The sequence below is a fragment of the Lentibacillus halophilus genome, assembly GCF_039522485.1.
In the GTDB taxonomy this organism is placed as follows: Bacteria; Bacillota; Bacilli; order Bacillales; family Amphibacillaceae; genus Lentibacillus; species Lentibacillus halophilus.
In genome coordinates this window covers 400,808-423,082 of record NZ_BAAADM010000054.1, presented here as the reverse complement: position 1 = coordinate 423,082, position 22,275 = coordinate 400,808, and the positions used below count along the sequence as shown (strand labels likewise).

The 22,275-nt window shown below is 42.3% G+C and carries 20 protein-coding genes; all 20 read left to right on the top strand.

The features are described from left to right. The first annotated feature begins 59 nt into the window (after positions 1-59). The 20 genes from tsf (at position 60) to ABDZ72_RS11815 (ending at position 22,263) form a co-directional block, all read left to right on the top strand. Positions 60-944 carry a translation elongation factor Ts gene (gene tsf, locus ABDZ72_RS11910; protein ID WP_343753359.1) on the top strand — a complete coding sequence of 295 codons (885 nt, stop codon included), beginning with the start codon at positions 60-62 and terminating at the stop codon, positions 942-944. 111 nt (positions 945-1,055) lie between these two features. Then, positions 1,056-1,781 carry a UMP kinase gene (pyrH, locus tag ABDZ72_RS11905; RefSeq protein ID WP_343753357.1) on the top strand — a complete coding sequence of 242 codons (726 nt, stop codon included), beginning with the start codon at positions 1,056-1,058 and terminating at the stop codon, positions 1,779-1,781. Further along, positions 1,781-2,338, top strand: a complete 558-nt coding sequence (gene frr / locus ABDZ72_RS11900; RefSeq protein WP_343753355.1) for a ribosome recycling factor — start codon at positions 1,781-1,783, stop codon at positions 2,336-2,338. Before pyrH ends, frr begins: the two co-directional genes overlap by 1 nt. Before the next feature lie 233 nt (positions 2,339-2,571). After that, the gene (gene uppS, locus ABDZ72_RS11895) at positions 2,572-3,327 is read left to right on the top strand and encodes an undecaprenyl pyrophosphate synthase (protein WP_343753353.1); all 756 of its coding nucleotides are present in this window, start codon (positions 2,572-2,574) and stop codon (positions 3,325-3,327) included. 15 nt (positions 3,328-3,342) lie between these two features. Beyond that, positions 3,343-4,140 carry a phosphatidate cytidylyltransferase gene (locus ABDZ72_RS11890; RefSeq protein WP_343753351.1) on the top strand — a complete coding sequence of 266 codons (798 nt, stop codon included), beginning with the start codon at positions 3,343-3,345 and terminating at the stop codon, positions 4,138-4,140. Positions 4,141-4,210: 70 nt separating this feature from the next. Then, positions 4,211-5,473 (top strand): RIP metalloprotease RseP, encoded by a 1,263-nt coding sequence (gene rseP, locus ABDZ72_RS11885; RefSeq protein ID WP_343753349.1) that lies wholly within the window; start codon positions 4,211-4,213, stop codon positions 5,471-5,473. A 102-nt stretch (positions 5,474-5,575) separates the two neighbouring features. Continuing rightward, positions 5,576-9,871, top strand: coding sequence for a PolC-type DNA polymerase III (locus tag ABDZ72_RS11880; protein ID WP_343753347.1), 4,296 nt, complete (start codon positions 5,576-5,578; stop codon positions 9,869-9,871). 324 nt (positions 9,872-10,195) lie between these two features. Then, positions 10,196-10,666, top strand: coding sequence for a ribosome maturation factor RimP (rimP, locus tag ABDZ72_RS11875; RefSeq protein WP_343753345.1), 471 nt, complete (start codon positions 10,196-10,198; stop codon positions 10,664-10,666). A gap of 15 nt (positions 10,667-10,681) precedes the next feature. After that, positions 10,682-11,800, top strand: coding sequence for a transcription termination factor NusA (gene nusA / locus ABDZ72_RS11870; RefSeq protein ID WP_343753343.1), 1,119 nt, complete (start codon positions 10,682-10,684; stop codon positions 11,798-11,800). A gap of 11 nt (positions 11,801-11,811) precedes the next feature. Next, a complete protein-coding gene (rnpM, locus tag ABDZ72_RS11865) occupies positions 11,812-12,093 on the top strand; it encodes an RNase P modulator RnpM (RefSeq protein WP_343753341.1) in 282 nt (93 codons plus the stop codon). Next, complete coding sequence (locus tag ABDZ72_RS11860) at positions 12,083-12,382, top strand: L7Ae/L30e/S12e/Gadd45 family ribosomal protein (protein WP_343753339.1); 300 nt, start codon at positions 12,083-12,085, stop codon at positions 12,380-12,382. The genes rnpM and ABDZ72_RS11860 overlap by 11 nt, the downstream gene beginning before the upstream one ends. A gap of 20 nt (positions 12,383-12,402) precedes the next feature. After that, entirely contained in the window at positions 12,403-14,652 is a 2,250-nt protein-coding gene (gene infB / locus ABDZ72_RS11855; RefSeq protein WP_343753337.1) for a translation initiation factor IF-2, read from the top strand. Next, positions 14,649-14,927: a DUF503 domain-containing protein gene (locus ABDZ72_RS11850; RefSeq protein WP_343753335.1), complete on the top strand. Its 279-nt coding sequence runs from the start codon at positions 14,649-14,651 to the stop codon at positions 14,925-14,927. The genes infB and ABDZ72_RS11850 overlap by 4 nt, the downstream gene beginning before the upstream one ends. Positions 14,928-14,971: 44 nt before the next feature. Then, entirely contained in the window at positions 14,972-15,313 is a 342-nt protein-coding gene (rbfA, locus tag ABDZ72_RS11845) for a 30S ribosome-binding factor RbfA (RefSeq protein ID WP_343753333.1), read from the top strand. 96 nt (positions 15,314-15,409) lie between these two features. Further along, on the top strand, positions 15,410-16,303 hold the full coding sequence (gene truB, locus ABDZ72_RS11840; RefSeq protein ID WP_343753330.1) for a tRNA pseudouridine(55) synthase TruB: 894 nt from the start codon (positions 15,410-15,412) through the stop codon (positions 16,301-16,303). A 17-nt stretch (positions 16,304-16,320) separates the two neighbouring features. Then, on the top strand, positions 16,321-17,262 hold the full coding sequence (locus ABDZ72_RS11835) for a bifunctional riboflavin kinase/FAD synthetase (RefSeq protein WP_343753328.1): 942 nt from the start codon (positions 16,321-16,323) through the stop codon (positions 17,260-17,262). Between the two features lie 121 nt (positions 17,263-17,383). Beyond that, positions 17,384-17,653, top strand: coding sequence for a 30S ribosomal protein S15 (rpsO, locus tag ABDZ72_RS11830; protein WP_343753326.1), 270 nt, complete (start codon positions 17,384-17,386; stop codon positions 17,651-17,653). Positions 17,654-17,806: 153 nt separating this feature from the next. After that, positions 17,807-19,927, top strand: a complete 2,121-nt coding sequence (pnp, locus tag ABDZ72_RS11825) for a polyribonucleotide nucleotidyltransferase (RefSeq protein WP_343753324.1) — start codon at positions 17,807-17,809, stop codon at positions 19,925-19,927. Positions 19,928-20,053: 126 nt separating this feature from the next. Further along, positions 20,054-21,025 carry a polysaccharide deacetylase family protein gene (locus tag ABDZ72_RS11820; RefSeq protein WP_343753322.1) on the top strand — a complete coding sequence of 324 codons (972 nt, stop codon included), beginning with the start codon at positions 20,054-20,056 and terminating at the stop codon, positions 21,023-21,025. 17 nt (positions 21,026-21,042) lie between these two features. Further along, the gene (locus tag ABDZ72_RS11815; protein WP_343753753.1) at positions 21,043-22,263 is read left to right on the top strand and encodes a M16 family metallopeptidase; all 1,221 of its coding nucleotides are present in this window, start codon (positions 21,043-21,045) and stop codon (positions 22,261-22,263) included. Positions 22,264-22,275 lie beyond the last annotated feature (12 nt).

Genomic DNA, 22,275 nt, shown 5'->3' with positions numbered 1-22,275 from the left:
TTTATCACCTTTTTTTAAGAGTAATTGACGATGATTATAATACAAAAGGAGGAAATACGATGGCAATAACAGCAAAACTTGTTAAAGATTTGCGTGAAAAAACAGGTGCCGGCATGATGGACTGCAAGAAAGCACTTCAAGAAACAGATGGTGATATGGATAAAGCAATGGAGTTTTTGCGGGAGAAAGGAATGGCCAAAGCAGCTAAAAAAGCTGATCGCATTGCTGCTGAAGGAGCCGCACATATTGAAGTGAGCAATAATACGGCTGTTCTTTTGGAAGTCAATTGCGAAACGGATTTTGTTGTTAAAAACGATCAGTTTAAAGCATTGCTCAGTGAGCTTGGGAAGCATATTCTCAAACAAAAACCCGAAACCGTTGAGGAGGCACTGCAGCAAGAACTTCAAGGTGACGGCGAAACCGTCGAGAAATATATTAACGCTACCGTTGCGAAAATTGGTGAAAAAATCTCGCTGCGTCGTTTTACATTGTTGAATAAAACGGATAATGATACGTTTGGTGCATACACTCATATGGACGGAAGCATCGGCGTTTTGACATTGCTTGAAGGGACAACAGATGCAGATACTGCCAAAGATATTGCTATGCATGCAGCAGCTGTCAGCCCGAGCTACGTATCACGCGACGATGTACCAGAAGAAGAAGTTAATAAAGAACGAGATGTATTGAAGACACAAGCGATGAATGAAGGCAAGCCCGAGCATATCGTCGATAAAATGGTTGAAGGACGTCTCGGCAAATATTTTGAGGAAATCTGCCTGCTTGAACAGGATTTTGTGAAAGATCAGGATCAAAAAGTGAAACAATATATTGACGGTAAAAATGCGTCACTTAAAACCTTTGTCCGGTACGAAGTTGGCGAAGGAATGGAAAAACGTCAAGAAAACTTTGCTGAAGAAGTTAAGAACCAAATGAAAAATTAAAACGACTAAACGACACAGGGAACCCGGTATAGGCGTTCCCTATGTCGTTAAAAGCGGTTTGCAAACGCTTATGAATGCTTGCTGATAATATGACGTTTGATGGAGGTACGTATGACAACAGCTCATTACCGTAGAATTGTGTTAAAGTTAAGTGGAGAAGCATTACGTGGCACCCATGGATATGGAATTGAACCGCAAGTCATTCAGTCGATTGCAGCACAAGTGAGGGAAGTCGCTGAACTTGGTGTAGAAGTTGCTGTCGTTGTCGGCGGCGGTAACATTTGGCGCGGCAAGGTAGGCAGTGAAATGGGGATGGATCGTGCTACTGCTGATTACATGGGAATGCTTGCTACCATCATGAATTCACTGGCGCTTCAGGACAGTTTGGAAAAAGGCGGCATTCCAACTCGAGTGCAAACATCCATAGAAATGAGGCAAGTTGCCGAACCATACATAAGGAGAAAAGCAATCCGTCATCTTGAAAAGAAACGTGTTGTCATTTTCGCCGCTGGTACAGGCAATCCTTATTTTTCAACAGATACAACAGCTGCACTGCGGGCTGCTGAAATTGAAGCTGAAGTCATTCTGATGGCCAAAAACAGTGTTGATGGTGTATATTCGGATGACCCGAAAGTGAACAAGGACGCTGAAAAGTATACAGAGATTTCTTATATGCAAATGCTTAACGAAGGACTCGGGGTTATGGATTCGACAGCATCATCGTTGTGCATGGACAATGATATCAAACTTATTGTCTTTTCAATTATGGAAAAAGGTAACATTAAACGTGTTCTACAAGGCGAACCAATTGGTACAATGATAAGGGGGAATAAATGATGGCTGATGATATAGTAAAAGAAGCGAAGAGCAAAATGGAACAAGCTGTACAATCTTTCTCTAAAAGTTTGGCAACGGTCAGAGCCGGACGTGCCAATCCTGCTATTTTGGACGGTGTAAAAGTTGATTACTACGGTGCCATGACGCCACTTAACCAGCTGGCCAATATTTCTGCGCCAGAAGCAAGACTGTTGGTTATCACCCCATTTGACAAGTCATCGATTTCTAATATTGAAAAAGCCATTCAAAAAGCTGACCTTGGATTGTCTCCTTCAAGTGATGGCAGTGTTATCCGCATCAACATTCCAACATTGACAGAAGAACGCCGCAAAGAACTGGGTAAAATTGTTGGGAAATATGCTGAAGACTCACGTGTACAGGTTCGCAACGTCCGCCGTGAAGCTAATGATCAACTTAAAAAAGCCGAAAAAAATGGCGATTTGACCGAAGACGATCTAAAAAACGAACAAGATAATGTTCAAAAAGAAACGGATCAACAAATTGGCAAAATTGACGCCCTTGTAAAAGAGAAAGAAAAAGAAATATTGGAGATATAACGTAATGGTATACCATTTATGAGCAACGACAGCCCTCTTGCTGAAGAGGGCTTTTGTTTCCATATCGGCATCACCACACAGCAATTCATTCCTTTCATACAGTGGTTATTCATCCTTATAAGGAACAGCATATACGATTTATACGGCATGTGTGGCTGTGCTGTTTCTGATCATAATACTCCCCGACCCTGCTTTATTTATAAAGAGCATTAACGATATCGGAGGACCAATCAATGAGACTTCCTTTTTTTAAAAAAAAGAAATCAAACATAAAAGAACAGTTCGGGCTTGATACGGTGCCGAAACATATTGCTATTATTATGGATGGAAACGGCCGTTGGGCAAAGAAGAGGGGGCTTCCGCGGATTGCCGGCCATAAAGAAGGTATGGATGTGGTGCAAAAAGTGGTAAACGCTGCCGTATCCAATCGTATTGAAATCCTGACATTTTATGCTTTTTCAACCGAGAATTGGAGGCGACCGGATTCGGAAGTTGATTATTTGCTGCGGCTACCGAAAGAATTTCTACATATTTATTTGCCTGAACTTATAGAAAACAATGTCCGGATTGAAACCATCGGTGATATCGAGTTGTTACCTGATCATACCAAAAAGGCTGTTCACTATGCTAAAGAAAAAACCAAAAATAATAATGGATTATTATTAAATTTTGCTTTAAACTATGGAAGTAGATTTGAAATTATGCAAGCTATTAGACAAATCGTCACAGACGTTGATGATGATAAGCTGAACCTGAACTCACTTAATGAAGAAACATTTGGAGCATACCTTTATACGAACGGATTGTCTGATCCCGATTTACTCATCCGTACAAGCGGTGAGAAACGGCTGAGCAATTTTCTATTATGGCAGGTTGCCTATTCTGAATTCTGGTTCACGGATGTATTATGGCCGGATTTCTCGATAGAAATGTTTGAAAAAGCGCTCCTTGATTATCAGCGTCGAAAAAGACGTTATGGAGGCGTATAAGGTGTTGAACGATCGATGAGACAACGAATTCTGACAGCCATACTGGCATTTATTATTTTTGTTCCGTTCATGGCAGTCGGCGGAACCCTGTTTCGATTACTTGTGTATGTGCTTGCAACAACGGCTTTGATTGAGCTGATCCGTATGCGCAAAATCGGTACGTATTATACCCCCGTTGTATTGGCTATTATTTTATTATGGCTTGTTCTGATTCCTGATCTCGCAGCTGTATGGCCAGTCATCGGAAAAATGGAATTGATTATGATATTTGTCCTTTTTCTGCTAGCTTATACGGTACTGGCTAAAAATAAATTTGCTTTTGATGATGCCGGCTTTATTATATTGAGTTTAATTTATGTTGGAATGGGTTTTTTCTATTCGATTGAAACACGAGATGCAGGAAGTAATATACAAGGGCTTGCCAATTTGTTGTATGTATTGCTTGTCATTTGGGCAACCGATACAGGGGCTTATTTTTTCGGACGCGCTTTCGGTAAACATAAGCTATGGCCAGAAATCAGCCCGAACAAAACAGTTGAGGGTGCGCTTGGCGGTATTATGCTGGCCTGTGTCATTGGTATTTTCTTTCATATTGTTTATCCTTTTGAATATGATATGATAGTTATAGTTATTGTTACGATTTCAGCATCGGTTTTTGGACAAATAGGAGATTTAGTCGAATCGGCGTTCAAACGCTTTTACGGTGTCAAAGATTCCGGAAATGTATTGCCCGGGCATGGCGGCATTCTGGACAGGCTGGACAGTTTAATCTTTGTGTTACCGTTCCTGCATTTCATTCAATTTTTTGATTGAAATCTGAAAACGATGCGTCCATACCTATGACACATACGGACTTCTCATTACTTAAAGGAAGGTGGTTTCATTGACCACAGTCATTGCGTTTATATTCATGTTCGGTCTGCTTGTGTTCATTCACGAGTTTGGCCATCTTATCTTCGCAAAACGGGCGGGAATGCTTGCTCGCGAATTTGCTATCGGATTTGGACCAAAAATGTTTTCATTCACTAAAAATGAAACGGTGTATACCATTCGACTGCTTCCGATTGGAGGCTATGTCCGGGTGGCCGGTGATGACCCGGAAATTATCGAATTAAAGCCAGGTCAGCATATTGGACTTGAATTCAATGCAGATGGAAACGTGCAAAAAATCATAGTCAACCATAAATCAAAACATCCGGATGCAAGAATCATTGAGGTGGAACGTGCAGATTTGGATCATCAATTAATGATTGAGGGCTACGAACCGGATGAAGAAGGTGAGACATTACATTTTTCCGTTGACCGCAAAGCTTTTTTGGTTATGGATGAAGAAGAAACACAGATTGCGCCGTTTGATCGTCAATTCGCTTCCAAAAGTGTTGGAAAAAGAGCTATGCAACTGTTTGCCGGACCGATGATGAATTTTCTCCTAGCGATTGTTATTTTCTTCATTGTCGGTATTGCTTTTGGAGTCCCTTCCGACAAAGCGTTAATTGAAAGTGTGGTATCGGATACTCCTGCTGCTGATGCCGGTTTTCAAAAAGGGGATGAAATTGTCAGGATTGAAGGCAACGCCATTTCTGGATGGAACGAGTTCACGCAAATCGTTAGGCAAAGCCCTGGCGAAGAACTGGATATGACGGTGAAGCGTAATGACAATACCCAATCTTTATCTGTCACACCTGCTGAAGTCAAAACCCGGGGGACAGATGCTACGCAAGGACAATTGGGTGTACGGCGGGCCTCCGAGAAATCGTTTGTCGGAACAATTCAATACGGGTTTGAACAGACATATAATACCACGACATTGATTTTGACCAATTTAGGTAAACTTATAACCGGACAGTATTCCATCGAGATGTTGTCAGGCCCTGTTGGTATTTACGACACAACAGACCAAGTGGTGCAATCAGGCTTTGAGACATTTTTGCAATGGATGTCCATTTTAAGCATTAATCTGGGAATTGTTAATTTGGTGCCCATCCCGGCTCTCGATGGCGGACGTTTACTTTTTGTCGGCATTGAAGCTGTCCGGGGCAAGCCGATCGATCCGCAAAAAGAAGGTATTGTTCATTTCGTCGGTCTTGCACTGCTGATGCTTTTAATGATTGTTGTCACATGGAACGATATTCAGCGACTTTTCTAAAAACAGGAACCAGCTTTCGATGTGAACCCTTGTCCGGCAAACACGGCAAGGGTTCACAACTTTATGGTTGATTTTTTTGAATGAAACCAGGGGGACATCATAATGGGTATTTCGAAAAGTAAAAAAATGAACTTGCTTCTCGATCAGATTGGGATGAGCCAAACTGAGAATCATTCCTATTTCCACGAGAGTCAATTACTGAAATTGGAAGTCCTTAAAGAGAAAAAACTATGGCATTTTCATATTCAAGTGAATCAATTGCTCCCAGCTCATGTGTATTCACTCTTTTATAATAATCTGCAGAAAACATTCAGTTCATTAGCGTATGTTGATATAACATTATATACGGAAGACACTTATGTGGAAGAGGCGACTATTTTAGGTTACTGGCAAATATTTTTGCAATCCGTCCCCGATTTGTCACCAGCTTATAAAGATCTTGTTTTTGACCAGATTCCACAAGTATCCAATCAAAAAATGATGCTGACCGCAAGAAACGAGGCGGAAGGAAAGCAACTTAAAAAACGGTTGGAGAAACCATTTCAGGATTATTGTAAAAAAGTTGGAGCACCGCCTCTTACCATTGATGTTGAAGTGAAAGAAACATCACCCGAAGATTTAGCCAAATTCAGGGAACAGAAAGCACAAGAAGATCAGGAATTGGTTATGAAGACAGTACAGGAGAAGGAAAGACGTGATCAAGAAAAACAATATGAGACAGAAAACAAACCATTTATGCTCGGTTATAAAATTGAAGATGAACCAATGCAAATGGAAGCCATTCAGGATGAAGAACGACGGGTTACGGTTCAGGGTTATGTTTTTTCAGCTGAAATTCGAGAGTTGCGTTCCGGAAGAAGCTTGCTGATTGTCAAAGCAACGGATTATTCGGATTCTTTACAAATAAAAATGTTTTCCAAAGGTGATGAAGACGCAGAAGTTTTTAAATCATTGACAGAAGGCATGTGGATTAAAGCCCGAGGAAGCATTCAGACAGATATGTATACCAATGAACTTGCCATGATGGCCAATGACATTCATGAAGTCAAAATACAAGAACGCCAGGACACCGCTTCGGAAGACGAGAAGCGTACTGAATTCCATGCACATACAACCATGAGTCAAATGGATGCGGTCATGTCACCGACAGCATTGATAAAGCAGGCGGCTTCCTGGGGACATAAAGCTGCTGCCATTACAGATCACGGCGGCGTACAAGGCTTTCCGGAAGCACATGAAGCCGGTCAAAAGCATGGGGTTAAAGTTATTTATGGTGTAGAAGCCAATCTGGTCGACGATGGTGTACCCATTGCCTATAATGAAAAAGACGTCGGTTTGGAAAACGGCGCCTATGTTGTTTTCGATGTGGAAACAACAGGACTTTCCGCTGTTTACGATACGATTATAGAGCTGGCAGGTGTGAAAATTCATCAAGGTGAAGTGATTGATCGGTTTGAATCCTTTGCCAACCCTCACCATCCATTGTCACAGACGACAACTGATCTAACCGGGATTACGGATGATATGGTGAAAGACGCTCCCGATGCGGATGACGTGTTAGGCAAATTTCATGAATGGATGGATGACTGTATCCTTGTAGCGCATAATGCCAGTTTTGACATAGGCTTTTTGAATCAGGGGTTTCAACGAATGAGTGTTGATAAAATCGCTAATCCCGTTATTGATACACTGGAGTTGTCACGGCTTCTCTTTCCGGATTTGAAAAACCACCGTTTAAATACGATGTGTAAGCATTTGGATATCGAGCTGACCCAGCATCACCGGGCCATCTATGATGCGGAAGCTACGGGTTATCTCATGTGGAAGCTGGTTCAGCGACTTTTGAAAAAGGATATCATCAATCACCGGCAATTAAATGACCATATGGGCGAAGGAGATGCGTATAAACGCTCCCGTCCATCGCACTGCATTCTGCTGGCACAGACAGATGTGGGGATAAAAAATCTGTATAAGCTCGTCTCAGCAGCTCATATCGATTATTTTTACCGTGTACCGAGAATACCGAGATCCCTGCTGCAGAAATTCCGTGAAGGGCTTCTGGTTGGCTCAGCCTGTGACAAAGGTGAAGTGTTTGAAGCGATGATGCAAAAATCGTCGGATGAAGCGGAAAAAGTTGCTGCATTTTATGATTATATTGAAGTTCAACCACCGGCCAATTATGCGCATCTGATTGAACAAGAGCTTGTTCAAAACGAGGCGCAAATTTTGGATATTATTTCGAACCTGGTCGACATGGGCGAGCGAATGGGCAAAACGGTCGTTGCGACGGGCAATGCCCATTATTTGGAGCAGCATGATAAAATTTACCGACAAATTTTAATCGCGTCCCAGTCCGGAAACCCATTGAATAGGCAGACATTGCCGGATACACAGTTCCGGACAACAAATGAAATGCTGGATTGCTTCCATTTTCTCGGTGACGACAAGGCTAAGGAAATCGTGGTGGATAATACCAACACATTAGCTGATCGTATTGAAGATGTATCACCGGTGAAAGATGGTCTGTTCACACCGAAAATTGAAGGCGCCGACCAGGAAATGAGGGATCTCTGTTATAGCCAGGCTAAATCCATTTATGGTGATCCCGTTCCTGAAATAGTGACAGACCGGCTAGAAAATGAGCTTTCCAGCATTATCGGTAACGGGTTTTCCGTCATCTACCTTATTTCTCATAAACTAGTAAAAAAATCGCTTGACGATGGCTATTTGGTAGGTTCACGCGGATCTGTCGGCTCGTCGCTCGCTGCGACGATGTCCGAGATTACTGAAGTTAATCCACTGCCGCCCCACTATATTTGCACCAACTGTCGTTATAGCGATTTTATCACAGATGGTTCGGTCGGAAGCGGGTTTGATTTGCCGGATAAATCGTGCCCGAATTGTGGTGTGCCGTTGACAAAAGACGGCCAAGATATCCCTTTTGAAACATTCTTGGGATTTAAGGGAAATAAAGTTCCGGATATCGATTTGAATTTTTCCGGTGAGTATCAGCCAAAAGCCCATAACTATACAAAAGAGCTGTTTGGAGAAGAAAATGTTTATCGTGCCGGAACCATCGGAACCATTGCAGAAAAAACAGCGTTTGGCTATGTAAAAGGATATGCTTCCGACAAACAAATTGTATATAAAAATGCCGAAATTGATCGTCTGGTTCAAGGTTGTACCGGTGTGAAGCGGACAACAGGCCAACATCCGGGCGGCATCATCGTTGTTCCGGAAGATAAAGAAATTTATGATTTTACACCGATTCAATACCCGGCTGATGACCGGAACAGTGAATGGAAGACGACCCATTTTGACTTTCATTCCATCGATAACAATTTGTTGAAATTGGATATACTCGGACACGATGATCCCACGGTGATCCGCATGCTGCAAGATTTAAGCGGCATTGATCCGAAAACGATACCAACGGACGATGCAGATATGATGAAAATCTTTTCCGGAACGGAATCGCTCGGTGTCACTCCGGAACAGATTAATTGTCAAACAGGTACACTGGGAGTACCGGAATTCGGTACAAGGTTTGTCCGACAAATGCTGGAAGATACAAAACCGGATACGTTTGCGGAACTTGTCATCATATCGGGATTGTCGCACGGGACGGATGTGTGGCTCGGCAATGCTGAACAGCTGATTAATGATGGAATCTGTGAACTGCCGGATGTCATCGGCTGCCGTGATGATATCATGGTCTATCTGCTCCAAAAGGGGCTTGAATCATCCATGGCCTTTACGATTATGGAATATGTCCGAAAAGGCAGAGGACTGAAAGATGAGTGGATAGACGAAATGAAAAATCACGGGGTCCCGGACTGGTATATCGAGTCATGCAAAAAAATTAAATATATGTTCCCGAAAGCGCACGCTGCTGCTTATGTACTAATGGCAGTACGAATTGCTTATTTTAAAGTCCACTACCCGATTTATTTCTATGCTGCCTATTTCTCTGTTCGGGCTGGCGACTTTGAATTGAATACGATGATTAAAGGATCTCAGGCAATCCGACAACGTATAGAAGATATCATGGCAAAAGGAAACGATGCGCCACCTAAAGAAAAAAGTCTCTTAACCGTATTGGAAGTCGCACTGGAAATGTGTGAACGAGGGTTTTCGTTTCAGAAAGTGGGTCTCTATCAGTCAAAGGCATCGGAATTCAAGGTTGATGGTCAGTCACTAATACCACCATTCGATGCCGTGGATGGCCTGGGCACAAATGCCGCTATCAACATTGTTAATGCCAGAGAAGACGGTGAATTTTTGTCGAAAGAAGACCTCCTTCAGCGAAGTCGCATATCCAAAACGGTATTGGAATACTTGGATAACCATGGCTGTTTGGACGGGATGGCCAATCAGAATCAGTTATCTCTGTTTTAAGACTAAATGGCAAAAATAAGAAATCGTTGCATGAATCGTTCAATTATGCTATAGTTTAAAAGTACGTAACGACACGTAGTGATGAAAGAGTGGGTCTCCCCCACTCTTTATTCATACTGCTGACTTCGGCACTTACTCCCCCTTGCCATCTTCCGGCAGGGGGTTTATATTATCGTTGGATTTGCTTCCTAATTGTTCAATTTGAACAGCGAACAACGGCGTTTAAGTAGTGCAGCAATTGCTTAGCAGTTTTTACACAATAAAATGTGTAAAAATGATTCAAACTGGTTAATAATCACAATTGAATAAAAGGAGGTTGTTTGTGTGAGTTCTCATGTCATTAAAACGACCAGAGAATTAGCAACGCCTATTTTAGAAGAAAAAGGGCTGGAATTGGTTGACATTGAATATGTGAAAGAAGGCAAAAATTGGTTCCTTCGGGTTTATATTGACAAAGATGGCGGTGTTGATATTAACGAATGTGGTATTGTCTCGGAACAGCTCAGTGAAAAGCTTGATGAGATAGACCCCATTGAAGGATCTTATTTTTTGGAAGTGTCATCACCAGGTGTTGAACGCCCGTTAAAATCAAAAGATGATTTTCAAAAAAATATTGGCAATAACGTCTATGTGAAACTGTATGCCCCCATTGATGGAGATAAAGAGCACCAGGGGATATTAAAAACATTTGACGGAGAAACAGCATCCATCGAATATAAAATCAAAACCCGCACAAAAATTGCGGAAATACCATATGACAAAATTGCAAAAGCGAGATTGGCGGTCACATTGTAAAGGGGGAAAATGAAAGTGAGCAATCAATTGTTTGATGCCATTGATTATTTAGAAACGGAAAAAGGGATTGATAAAGATATATTGATGGAGGCACTCGAGGCCGCTCTTATTTCCGCTTATAAGAAGAATTTTAAATCAGCATCCAATGTGCGTATTGATATTGATGAGGAGTCGTCATCATTACGAGTGCTTTCACGCAAAACGGTTGTGGAAGAGATTGAAAACAGTCTAGAAGAAACATCCTTAGATGAAGCGAGGGAAATCGATCCGAATTATGAGGTTGATGATGTCATCGAAGTGGAAGTAACCCCAAAAGATTTCGGCCGAATAGCAGCACAGGCAGCCAAACAAGTTGTCACTCAACGTGTAAGAGAAGCGGAACGGGGCGTTATTTTTAGTGAGTATGCCGATCGTGAAGAAGATGTCATGAATGGCATTATATCTCGTAAAGATTCGCGTTTTATTTATGTCAATCTTGGTAAAATCGAAGCAAAACTAGCTGAATCGGAGCAAATGCCGACCGAGGACTACTACGTGCATGATCGGCTGAAGGTATTTGTTACAAAAGTTGAAAATACAAGCAAAGGACCGCAGATTTATATATCACGGTCACATCCGGGATTGTTAAAACGCTTATTTGAAATGGAAGTTCCGGAAATTTATGATGGTATTGTGGAGATAAAATCCGTGGCTCGTGAAGCCGGCGATCGGTCTAAAATTTCTGTTCATGCTGACGATCCGGAAATTGATGCTGTCGGTTCATGCGTCGGTCAGCGCGGACAGCGGATACAAGTTGTTGTTGATGAGCTGAAGGGTGAAAAAATTGATGTGGTCGAGTTTTCAGATGATCCTGTTGTCTACGTTTCCAACGCCCTGAGCCCGTCCAAAGTGGTGGACGTTCTCGTGGATGAGGACGATAAGGCGACCACAGTGATTGTACCAGATTATCAATTGTCGTTGGCCATCGGAAAAAAAGGTCAAAATGCACGTCTTGCGGCTAAACTGACCGGATGGAAGATTGATATTAAAAGCGAGTCGGAAGCACGTGCAGAAGGTCTTATAGCGGATGATGACGATGAGCTTGATGAGTTTGATGATTCTTATTCTGACAATGAAGAAGACTTGTTTGAATAAGGAGGATTCCAATGGTTAAAAAAAAGAAAACACCGTACCGAAAATGCGTTGTAACGAATGAAATGAAACCAAAGAAAGAACTCATCCGGGTTGTCCGTAATAAAGAAAACGAGGTTTTTATTGACCTCACCGGCAAAAAAAACGGACGAGGTGCCTATGTTTCAGCGGATCCGGACGTGATTGTACGAGCAAAAAAGGCGGATCTTCTTGGTCGTCAACTCAACACACACATTGATCCGTCCATATATGAAGAACTGAAACAGACTGCAGAAGGGAAGACCGATGAAAAATAATTATTTGAGTATCATTGGACTCGCTTATCGCGCAGGGAAGTGTTCCCTGGGGGAAGACATCATTGTGAACGATATCCGGAAAAACAGGGCAAAACTGGTTCTGTTGGCAGATGATATCGGTACACGTACACGAAAAAAACTCATAAATAAGTGTGAAACCTATGACGTGCCATTTGTTTTTGTCGAGGACAGGGAAACCCTCTCAAACGCCATCGGCAAAACACAACGAGTGGCAGCAGCTATACTGGATGATGGGTTTGCAACCAAGATCCAATCGCTGCTGAGGTAAAAAATCTTGGGGGTGGATGTATGAGCAAAATGCGCATATACGAATATGCACGGCAGAATAACGCAACCAGTAAAGACGTCATTCAACAACTAAAAAACTTAAGCATCGATGTAAAAAACCATATGTCAACCATTTCCACCGACACGATCGCGGAACTGGATAAAACGTTTGCGTCAAAGAACAATGAAACGGAAAAGGCGCCTGGAGGCAGCAAACAACACGTAAATCCAACCAACAATACTAAAAATGAAAGCGGTCAGCGTATGAATAAACAACAACAATCAAATAACAAGGCAAACAGCCAAAACCAACAAAACCAGAATAAAAAACAGGCATCCCAAGGGCAGCAAAACCAAAATAAAAAGCAATCATCACAGGAACAGCAGAAACAAAGCGGTCATCAAAAACGTCAAGGGCAGCAACAGAAAAAGGGTCGACAACACAAGAATCAACAGCACAAAAAAGGCGATAAAACGAACCAATCAGCTAAACATAAGCAAAAACCTGCTAAAAAAGTACCTGAGAAAATCACATACAGTGAAACGCTTACTGTTGATGAATTGGCAACCAAATTAAATAAAGAAACATCAGAAATCATTAAAAAACTTATGTTTCTTGGTGTTATGGCAACCAAAAATCAGGATCTTGATGATGACGCTGTCGAATTGATTTGTAATGAATTCAGCGTCGAAGTGGAAAAAGAAATTATCCTGGATGACACTGATTTCAACAAATACCTCCAGGAAGATGATGAGGACCAATTAGTTGAACGGCCGGCTGTCGTTACCATTATGGGACATGTTGACCATGGAAAAACAACACTCCTGGATGCGATTCGCCAGGCAAAAGTGCAAGAAGATGAAGCAGGCGGAATCACCCAGCATATTGGTGCCTACCAAGTGGAAAACAACGGAAAGAAATTAACCTTTTTGGATACACCCGGTCATGCTGCCTTTACAAGCATGCGCTCCCGTGGCGCACAGGTGACAGATATTGCCGTTCTGGTTGTCGCGGCAGACGATGGCATTATGCCACAGACCGTAGAAGCTATTAATCATGCGAAGGCCGCCGACGTTCCTATTATCGTTGCTGTCAATAAGATGGATAAGGAAGGGGCTAATCCCGATCGTGTTATGCAGGAACTGACGGAATACGAGCTGGTTTCTGAAGAGTGGGGCGGTAATACGATTTTTGTAAACATGTCAGCTGTTAAACATGACGGGATCGACAACCTTTTGGAAATGCTGCTTCTTGTTTCTGAAATGGAAGAACTGAAAGCTAACCCACAGGCAAATGCATTTGGAACGGTCATTGAAGGGGAGTTGGATAAAGGCCGGGGCCCAGTTGCTACACTGCTCATACAGAACGGCACACTTCATAAGAGTGATTCCATTGTTGTCGGAAGCACATTCGGCCGGGTGAGAGCAATGGTCAATGATCAAGGACGACGTGTCAATTCCGCTGATCCGTCAACCCCTGTGGAAGTGACGGGGTTAAATGATGTTCCGCAAGCCGGTGATCAATTTCTCGTATTCTCAGATGAGAAAAAAGCGCGTCAAGTTGGTCAGGCACGGCAGCAAAAACACATTCAGGAATCACGTTCAGAAACAGCAAAAGTCAGTGTTGACGACTTGTTTGAACAAATTAAACAAGGCGAAATGAAAGAAATAAATATTGTTATTAAAGCTGATGTTCAGGGTTCCGCCGAAGCACTTGCATCGTCACTGGAAAAAATTGATGTGGAAGGCGTTAAAATCAAAATCATTCACACTGGTGTCGGAGCTATAAAAGAATCGGATATCATCCTTGCTTCTGCATCCAATGCCATTGTTATTGGTTTTAATGTACGTCCGGATGCCAACGCCAAAAAAGCGGCTGAATCAGAAAAAGTGGATGTTCGTCAGCATCGTGTTATTTACAAAGCCATTGAAGAAATAGAAGCAGCCATGAAAGGGATGCTCGATCCGGAATACGAAGAAAAAGTGATCGGACAAGCGGAAGTTAGGGAAATATTTAAAGTGTCACGGATCGGTACCATTGCAGGTAGTTATGTTACAGATGGAAAAATTACAAGAGATTCGGGTGTACGTCTTATTCGTGACGGCGTCGTGCAGTTTGAGGGAGAAATTGACACATTGAAACGGTACAAGGATGACGCCAAAGAAGTTGCTCAAAACTACGAATGCGGCATAACCATTAAAAACTTTAATGATATAAAAGAAGGCGATATACTGGAAGCATTCGTTATGGAAGAAATTGAGCGCACATGATTATTTATGCCGAAGTCGAATGCATGCTGTATGAAGTCCAGTCTTTAAAGGCGAAACGATCCATCATTAAACGTGTAAGCTCCAAGTTACGAAATGAATTTAATGTTGCTGTTACTGAACTGAATTATCACGATCTGTGGCAGCGGGCTAAATTTGGCATTGTCACTATTTCCAATAATAAAGTGCATGCTGAGCAAGTAATACAGGAAATACTAAAGATGATGGATACGTTTCCTGATCTGGAACGAACGATTACAGATGTTGAACATTTGTAATCGTACGACTCCGGCAGATCGTCATATAAACTGAGGTGATCAAAATGGGTGATATTCGTTCGAATCGTGTGGCGGAGCAGATGAAAAAAGAACTGGGTGAGATTTTGAGCCGGAAAATAAAAGATCCGCGTGTTGGATTTGTGACCGTTACTGATGTGGAAGTCACCGGGGATCTGCAGCAAGCCAAGATCTTCATATCCGTTCTCGGCGATGAAGAAGAGAAACACGACACACTGACTGGTTTGGCAAAAGCAAAGGGATTTATCCGCTCTGAAATCGGACAGCGTATACGACTGAGAAAAACACCGGAAATCACATTTGAGTTTGATGAAGCCCTTGAACACGGCAATCGAATCGAAAGGATATTACGTGATTTAAATAGTTAAACAGCGCGCATGGGCAATCTGACTCGTTGGCAACCAGGCTGACGGGTCCATTTTTTCCGTGCTCTATCTGTCTACCGAGCGACTGGGGGTGGCTGTATGAAAGGCATCTTACCTTTATGGAAACCAAAAGGCATAACATCGCACGATTGCATCATGAAAATTCGAGAATTAACAGGCATCCACAAAGCAGGCCATACCGGAACACTTGACCCGGAAGTAGAAGGTGTACTGCCTGTCTGCATAGGGAAGGCGACTAAGATTGTTCCTTTTCTGACTGATACGAAAAAAATGTACACGGCTGAAATTATCCTTGGTACAACCACAGAAACCGAGGATAGCCATGGGCATGTTATCGAATCGAGAACCGTCATGTCCCCTCCATCTCAACAAGCTATTGAAAACGTGTTACGATTGTTTCAAGGAGGTATAACACAAGTTCCTCCCATGTATTCAGCTGTGAAGGTGAATGGCAAAAAATTGTACGAATATGCTCGGGACAATGAATCGGTTGAACGGCCGGAACGACACGTGTTTATTTACAGTTTGGATTTAATAGACGAAAGTATTGATACCCATTCGTTTCAGGTGCAAGTTGTATGTTCAAAAGGAACCTATATCCGTACATTATGTGGAGATATAGGCGCTCAATTAGACTATCCTGCGCATATGGGAACGCTGTGTCGTACAAAATCAGGTGGTATTGAAACAAAAGAAACGGTCTCATTTGATGATATAGAAAACGCCGTGACGAATAATGAATTGGATAAACTTCTTTTTCCAATTGCGCGTGGCCTGACACACATGGAACAATTGCATGTGGACGTATCTCTTAAAAAACGGATATATAGTGGACAAAAGCTGCCAAAACCTGACTCCCCACCAAAGACGGAGCCCTTTTTAATGATGGCGGATGGACAGGTTCTGGCCATTTATCAGTCCCATCCTGAAGATAAACATCTTATAAAACCGGTGCGAGTTTTTAATGATTGAAAAGTAGGTGAATCCAATTGCAGACGACAATGCTGACTTATCCACATACCTTATTAAGAAACGAACTGCCGGAAACGGTTGCTGCCATTGGCTTTTTTGATGGCGTCCATAAAGGTCATCAACGCGTGATCCGGACTGCCATATCTGAAGCGGAAACGAGACAAATACAAAGCGCTGTCATTACGTTTCATCCTCATCCTTCCGTTGTGCTGCGGGAAGATGTCCATCATGTCAACTACATCACTCCGCTGAAGGAAAAAGAAAAGTTGGTAGAGCAGCTTGGCATTGACCACCTATATGTTATAACATTTAATAACGAACTATCCAAACTGACACCGCAAACATTTATCAATCATTTCATTATACAGTTGCATATTAAGCATCTTGTTACAGGATTTGATTTTTCCTATGGACATAAAGGACGAGGAAATGTACATACACTTCAGGACCATGCACAGGGATCATTTACCTTTACAACTGTTGACGAAGTGAAGATGAGTCATGAAAAAATAAGTTCCACAAAAATTAGGGAGTGGCTTCGGAATGGTCAAATCACCAGGGCTAATTCACAGTTGGGCAGGCCCTTGTCTGTTCGAGGCATAGTAAAAAAGGGAGATATGCGCGGACGGGAAATTGGATATCCTACCGCCAATTTAAATGTTCCTGCCGATGCATTGTTGCCTAAGGTGGGTGTGTATGCGGTGAAAGTCCGTTACGGGCATGACATTTATTTAGGAATGGGAAGCTTGGGCTATAATCCAACATTCACGGAAAATAAGGAAAAACCAAGCGTTGAAGTTAATATTCTAGATTACAGCAATAACCTTTATGGTGAGGAATTGGTCCTTGAATGGCACCGCTTCATACGGGATGAAGAAAAATTCGACAATGTTGCCGAATTGGTCAAGCAAATTGAAGATGATGAACGGCAAATACGTGATTTTTTCCGTTATTCATGACAACTCTTGCATTTTTTAACAAAAAGGTGTATTCTTAATATCGTGAACCATCTCATGGCAATTCGTAACTCCGGCGATTGCTGGGAGAATGGGGATATAAACATATTTGGAGGTGAGCCTGATGGCTGTCACAAAAGAACGCAAGAATGAAATCATAAATGAGTTCAAAGTCCATGAAAGTGATACCGGTTCTCCGGAAGTACAGATTGCTATTATGACGGAAGAAATCACAACCCTTAACGGACATTTGCGCTTTCACAAGAAAGATCACCATTCACGTCGTGGTCTTTTGAAGATGGTGGGTAAGCGCCGGAATTTACTCAATTATTTGCGTAACAAAGACGTTATACGCTATCGTGACGTAATTAAAAAACTCGGCCTTCGCCGATAAGAAGTAGAAGTGAAAAGCAGGAGAAATCCTGCTTTTTTCACTTTATTCCGCTTTGATCCATTTTAATATCACAAAACGATACATAAAATTTACTTTTATGCTTATTAACTATAAAATGAAAGCAGAAAGTTTTTGAAGGGAGTTATATGACTAATGGAAGAAGCAAAGAAAACATTCTCCACTGAAATCGGCGGCAGAACGTTTACTGTTGAAACTGGAGAACTGGCTAAACAAGCAAATGGTGCCGCGATGATTCGTTACGGTGAAACATCTGTATTATCAGTGGCAACCGGATCCAACGAACCAAAAGATTTACCATTTTTCCCATTGACCATCAATTATGAAGAACGTTTATATGCCGTAGGAAAAATCCCTGGAGGCTTTATTAAACGGGAAGGGCGTCCGAGCGAGAAAGCAACATTAACGTCCCGTCTGATTGATCGTCCGATTCGACCACTGTTTCCGGATGGATACAGAAATGAAGTACAGGTCATCAGTACCGTTATGAGTGTTGATCAGGATTGTTCGTCCGAAATGGCTGCGATGATTGGGTCATCAATTGCACTGTCCATTTCTGATTTACCGTTTTCTGAACCGATTGCCGGTGTTCATGTCGGACGGATTGACGGTGAATTTATTATTAATCCGACAGTGGAACAGGAAGAAAAAAGCGACATTGACTTGACAGTTGCTGGAACAAAAAACGCTGTGAATATGGTGGAAGCTGGCGCGGACGAAATTCCGGAAGACATTATGCTTGAGGCTATTATGTTCGGTCATCAAGAAATTGTTCGTTTGATCGAATTCCAGGAAGCCATTGTGGAAGAAGTCGGCATAACGAAACAGGATTTTCAAGCTCCTGATGAGGATAACGACTTAATCTCCAGAGTGGAAGCACAATCAGAAGACAAGCTTCTTGAAGCTATCCGAACAGAAGAAAAGCTTGCCCGTGATGAAGCTATCAGTCATGTGAAAAATGAGATTCTGGCGTCATTTGAAGAAGAAGGTGAAAACGAGGACGTCCTGAAACAAATCGATTCCATTCTCGATGACATGGTTAAGTCAGAAGTCCGCCGCCTGATAACGAAGGAAAATATCCGTCCGGATGGGCGTCATATTGATCAGATCCGTCACTTGTCATCACGAGTCGATATATTGCCCCGGACGCATGGTTCAGGACTCTTCACACGCGGACAAACCCAGGCATTAAGTGTATGCACATTGGGAGCATTGGGGGATGTCCAAGTCCTCGATGGCCTGGATCTGGAAGAGTCGAAACGGTTCATGCACCATTATAACTTTCCACAATACAGCGTCGGTGAGACTGGACCAATCAAAGGCCCCGGTCGACGTGAAATTGGTCATGGAGCACTGGGCGAACGGGCACTCGAGAAAGTCGTTCCGTCTGAAAAAGAATTTCCATATACGATCCGTCTCGTTTCAGAGGTGTTGGAGTCCAACGGTTCCACATCACAGGCCAGTATTTGTGCCAGTACGCTAGCTATGATGGATGCAGGGATACCCATTAAAGCACCAGTTGCTGGTATTGCAATGGGACTTGTGAAATCAGGCGATGATTACACCATTCTTTCGGATATACAAGGCATGGAAGATGCCCTAGGAGACATGGACTTTAAAGTGGCTGGAACTGAACAGGGTGTGACCGCACTGCAAATGGATATTAAAATTGAAGGATTATCCAAAGACATTTTAAAGGAAGCATTGGAACAGGCTAAAAAAGGACGTATGCAAATTCTTGATTCTATGCTGTCAACACTGAATGAACCAAGAGAACGCCTGTCACAACATGCGCCCAAAATATTGACCATGTCCATTGATCCGGATAAGATTCGGGACGTTATCGGACCTAGTGGTAAACAGATTAATCAAATTATAGAAGATACCGGTGTAAAAATTGACATTGAGCAGGATGGCAGTGTATTCATTTCATCCACTGACGCTGATATGAACCAACAAGCGAAACAGATTATTGAAGATTTAGTCCGTGAAGTGGAAGTTGGACAAATATACCGGGGCACTGTAAAACGCATTGAGAAGTTCGGTGCTTTTGTAGAACTCTTTAAAGGAAAGGACGGACTCGTTCATATTTCCGAACTGGCTGAAGAACGTACAAATAAAGTTGAGGATGTCGTTTCCGTTGGGGATGAAATAACGGTGAAAGTGAAGGAAATTGACAACCAGGGTCGGGTTAACTTGTCCCGCAAAGCACTGCTAAAAGAAGAACGGGAAAAAAGTACAGAATCAAGTTCATAAGGTAAAACAAGAAGCTGGAGCACCAGTTTCTTTTTTTATGCCTGACATTATGCAAGTACAGTGGCGGTTTATCAGCGATCATATCTTGTCCTTCTTATTCATAAAGTGGAGTGAGGAGGGATATGGATGCACCATTACCGGGGATTGGTACATGTCTGTGTATTTGTATTGATTGTATTCGCTTCATTTGGAAACAGCTATAATCCATTCCAGACAAATGAAGCCAAAACATTTTCCCAGACTGTCAGTAAGGTAGCCAAGCAGGAAGATGCGCTGTATCAAAAAATAAAACGGAAACGTTCAAGCTATGAAGCAGAACCGGAAAATGCCGTTATTCATAAAGTATGGAAAAAAATGCCTGGCATTAATGGGCTGAAAGTAAACGTGAGCCAATCGTATGAACAAATGAAAGAAGAAGGTGGTTTTGATGAGACGCTTCTGACCTATGAACAAATCCCTCCGGAAATAAGCATGGATGATCTTCCGTCTGCCCCCATTTACCGCGGTCATCCGGAAAAAAATATGGTTGCACTGTTATTTAATGTGTCGTGGGGGGGAAAATACATACCATCCATTTTAACAACCCTGAAGGAAACTGGGGTTAAGGCGACCTTTTTTATCGAAGGAAAGTGGGCTAAAACTCATTCAGATTATGTTAAAATGATCAAAGAACAGGGTCATAGCATCGGCAATCATGCGTATAATCATCCAGATATGGCCCGATTGTCGAACGAAGAAACTGGTACACAGTTGACACGCACAAACGAGATCTTGAAAGCTATTACCGGAGATATGCCGAAATGGTTTGCCCCGCCCAGCGGCAGTTATTCCGAGCAGACTGTAACCGCAGCTTCCAAAAAAGGGTTAAATACCATTTTGTGGACAGTCGATACCATTGATTGGAAGAATCCGTCGTTATCTGTTATGATGAATCGCGTAATGAACAATATTCATCCTGGAGCTACTGTTTTAATGCACCCCACTCCATCAGTTGCCAAAAATCTTGACCCATTAATTGCTCGTATCAAGGACAAAGGGTATAAACTTGGCACCATTGATGAATTGTTAAATGAAGAGCGTCCGCATACGCTCCAATGATTTAGGAGGAAGAAATGTTGGTGGAAAAGCATACAAGTACGAATGGTCTTCGAATTGTTACGGAAAAGATACCTGATGTTCGTTCGGTAACCATTGGTATATGGATACGAACCGGTTCCAGAAATGAAACAGAAGACAACAACGGTATCTCCCATTTTTTAGAACATATGTTTTTTAAGGGAACGGAAACAAGATCGCCACAAGATATTGCTGAAGCTTTTGATGCTATCGGCGGACAGGTGAATGCGTTCACGTCAAAAGAGTATACATGTTTTTATGCGAAAGTCATTGACACGCACAAAGAATATGCTCTGGCTATTTTAGCAGACATGTTTTTCCATTCATCTTTTGATGAAGAAGAATTGGAACGGGAAAAGAAAGTTGTTATGGAAGAAATTAATATGTATGAAGATACACCGGACGATATCGTTCATGATGTTTTGGCACGTGCTGCATTCGGACAACATCCATTGGGCTATCCGATCCTCGGGACGGAAAAACAATTGCAGTCATTTACTTCGGACGGCCTGAAACAATATATTCAGGAGCGTTATACCCCTGATAATGTAGTCGTATCGATTGCTGGCAATGTGGACGAGGCGTTTGTTCGTACGACCGAATCCTATTTCAGCGGGTTCCCGGAAAAATCCAATCATGAAAAAGAAGTGATGCATCCGAGCTTCTTGGGTAATCGCATTGAAAAATCCAAAGATACCGAGCAGGCACATATATGCATCGGTTATAACGGTCTTCCCGTCGATGACAATGATATATACAGTCTGATCGTTATGAATAATGTTTTGGGTGGTAGTATGAGCTCAAGGCTATTTCAGGACATTCGTGAGAAACAGGGCCTCGCCTATGCCGTGTTTTCCTATCATGAGTCATTTCTGGATAGTGGGCTTCTGACTATCTATGCCGGAACTGGAAAAGATCAGCTGCCACAATTGCAGGATATCCTTTATAAAACAGTGGATGATTTAATTAAAAATGGGCTAACGGACAAAGAATTAAAAAACAGCAAGGAGCAATTGAAGGGAAATTTGATGCTCAGTCTGGAAAGCACTAGCAGCCGGATGAGCCGAAATGGACGAAACGAACTTCTGCTGGGGCGGCATCGGTCTATGGATGAAATAATCGGAGAGATTGATGCCGTTGATCATGATAAAATTCGTCATGTTATTGAATCGGTTTTTCAGGAATCCCCAGCAACAGCATTGATTGCTCCATCCTCTTAATGGGCTCAGTCA

Bases quoted from the DNA above. Each gene is read 5' to 3' on its own strand.
- tsf (WP_343753359.1), top strand. From the start codon at position 60: ATGGCAATAACAGCAAAACTTGTTAAAGATTTGCGTGAAAAAACAGGT.
- pyrH (WP_343753357.1), top strand. From the start codon at position 1,056: ATGACAACAGCTCATTACCGTAGAATTGTGTTAAAGTTAAGTGGAGAA.
- frr (WP_343753355.1), top strand. From the start codon at position 1,781: ATGGCTGATGATATAGTAAAAGAAGCGAAGAGCAAAATGGAACAAGCT.
- uppS (WP_343753353.1), top strand. From the start codon at position 2,572: ATGAGACTTCCTTTTTTTAAAAAAAAGAAATCAAACATAAAAGAACAG.
- ABDZ72_RS11890 (WP_343753351.1), top strand. From the start codon at position 3,343: ATGAGACAACGAATTCTGACAGCCATACTGGCATTTATTATTTTTGTT.
- ABDZ72_RS11880 (WP_343753347.1), top strand. From the start codon at position 5,576: ATGGGTATTTCGAAAAGTAAAAAAATGAACTTGCTTCTCGATCAGATT.
- rnpM (WP_343753341.1), top strand. From the start codon at position 11,812: ATGGTTAAAAAAAAGAAAACACCGTACCGAAAATGCGTTGTAACGAAT.
- ABDZ72_RS11860 (WP_343753339.1), top strand. From the start codon at position 12,083: ATGAAAAATAATTATTTGAGTATCATTGGACTCGCTTATCGCGCAGGG.
- infB (WP_343753337.1), top strand. From the start codon at position 12,403: ATGAGCAAAATGCGCATATACGAATATGCACGGCAGAATAACGCAACC.
- ABDZ72_RS11850 (WP_343753335.1), top strand. From the start codon at position 14,649: ATGATTATTTATGCCGAAGTCGAATGCATGCTGTATGAAGTCCAGTCT.
- rbfA (WP_343753333.1), top strand. From the start codon at position 14,972: ATGGGTGATATTCGTTCGAATCGTGTGGCGGAGCAGATGAAAAAAGAA.
- truB (WP_343753330.1), top strand. From the start codon at position 15,410: ATGAAAGGCATCTTACCTTTATGGAAACCAAAAGGCATAACATCGCAC.
- rpsO (WP_343753326.1), top strand. From the start codon at position 17,384: ATGGCTGTCACAAAAGAACGCAAGAATGAAATCATAAATGAGTTCAAA.
- pnp (WP_343753324.1), top strand. From the start codon at position 17,807: ATGGAAGAAGCAAAGAAAACATTCTCCACTGAAATCGGCGGCAGAACG.
- ABDZ72_RS11820 (WP_343753322.1), top strand. From the start codon at position 20,054: ATGCACCATTACCGGGGATTGGTACATGTCTGTGTATTTGTATTGATT.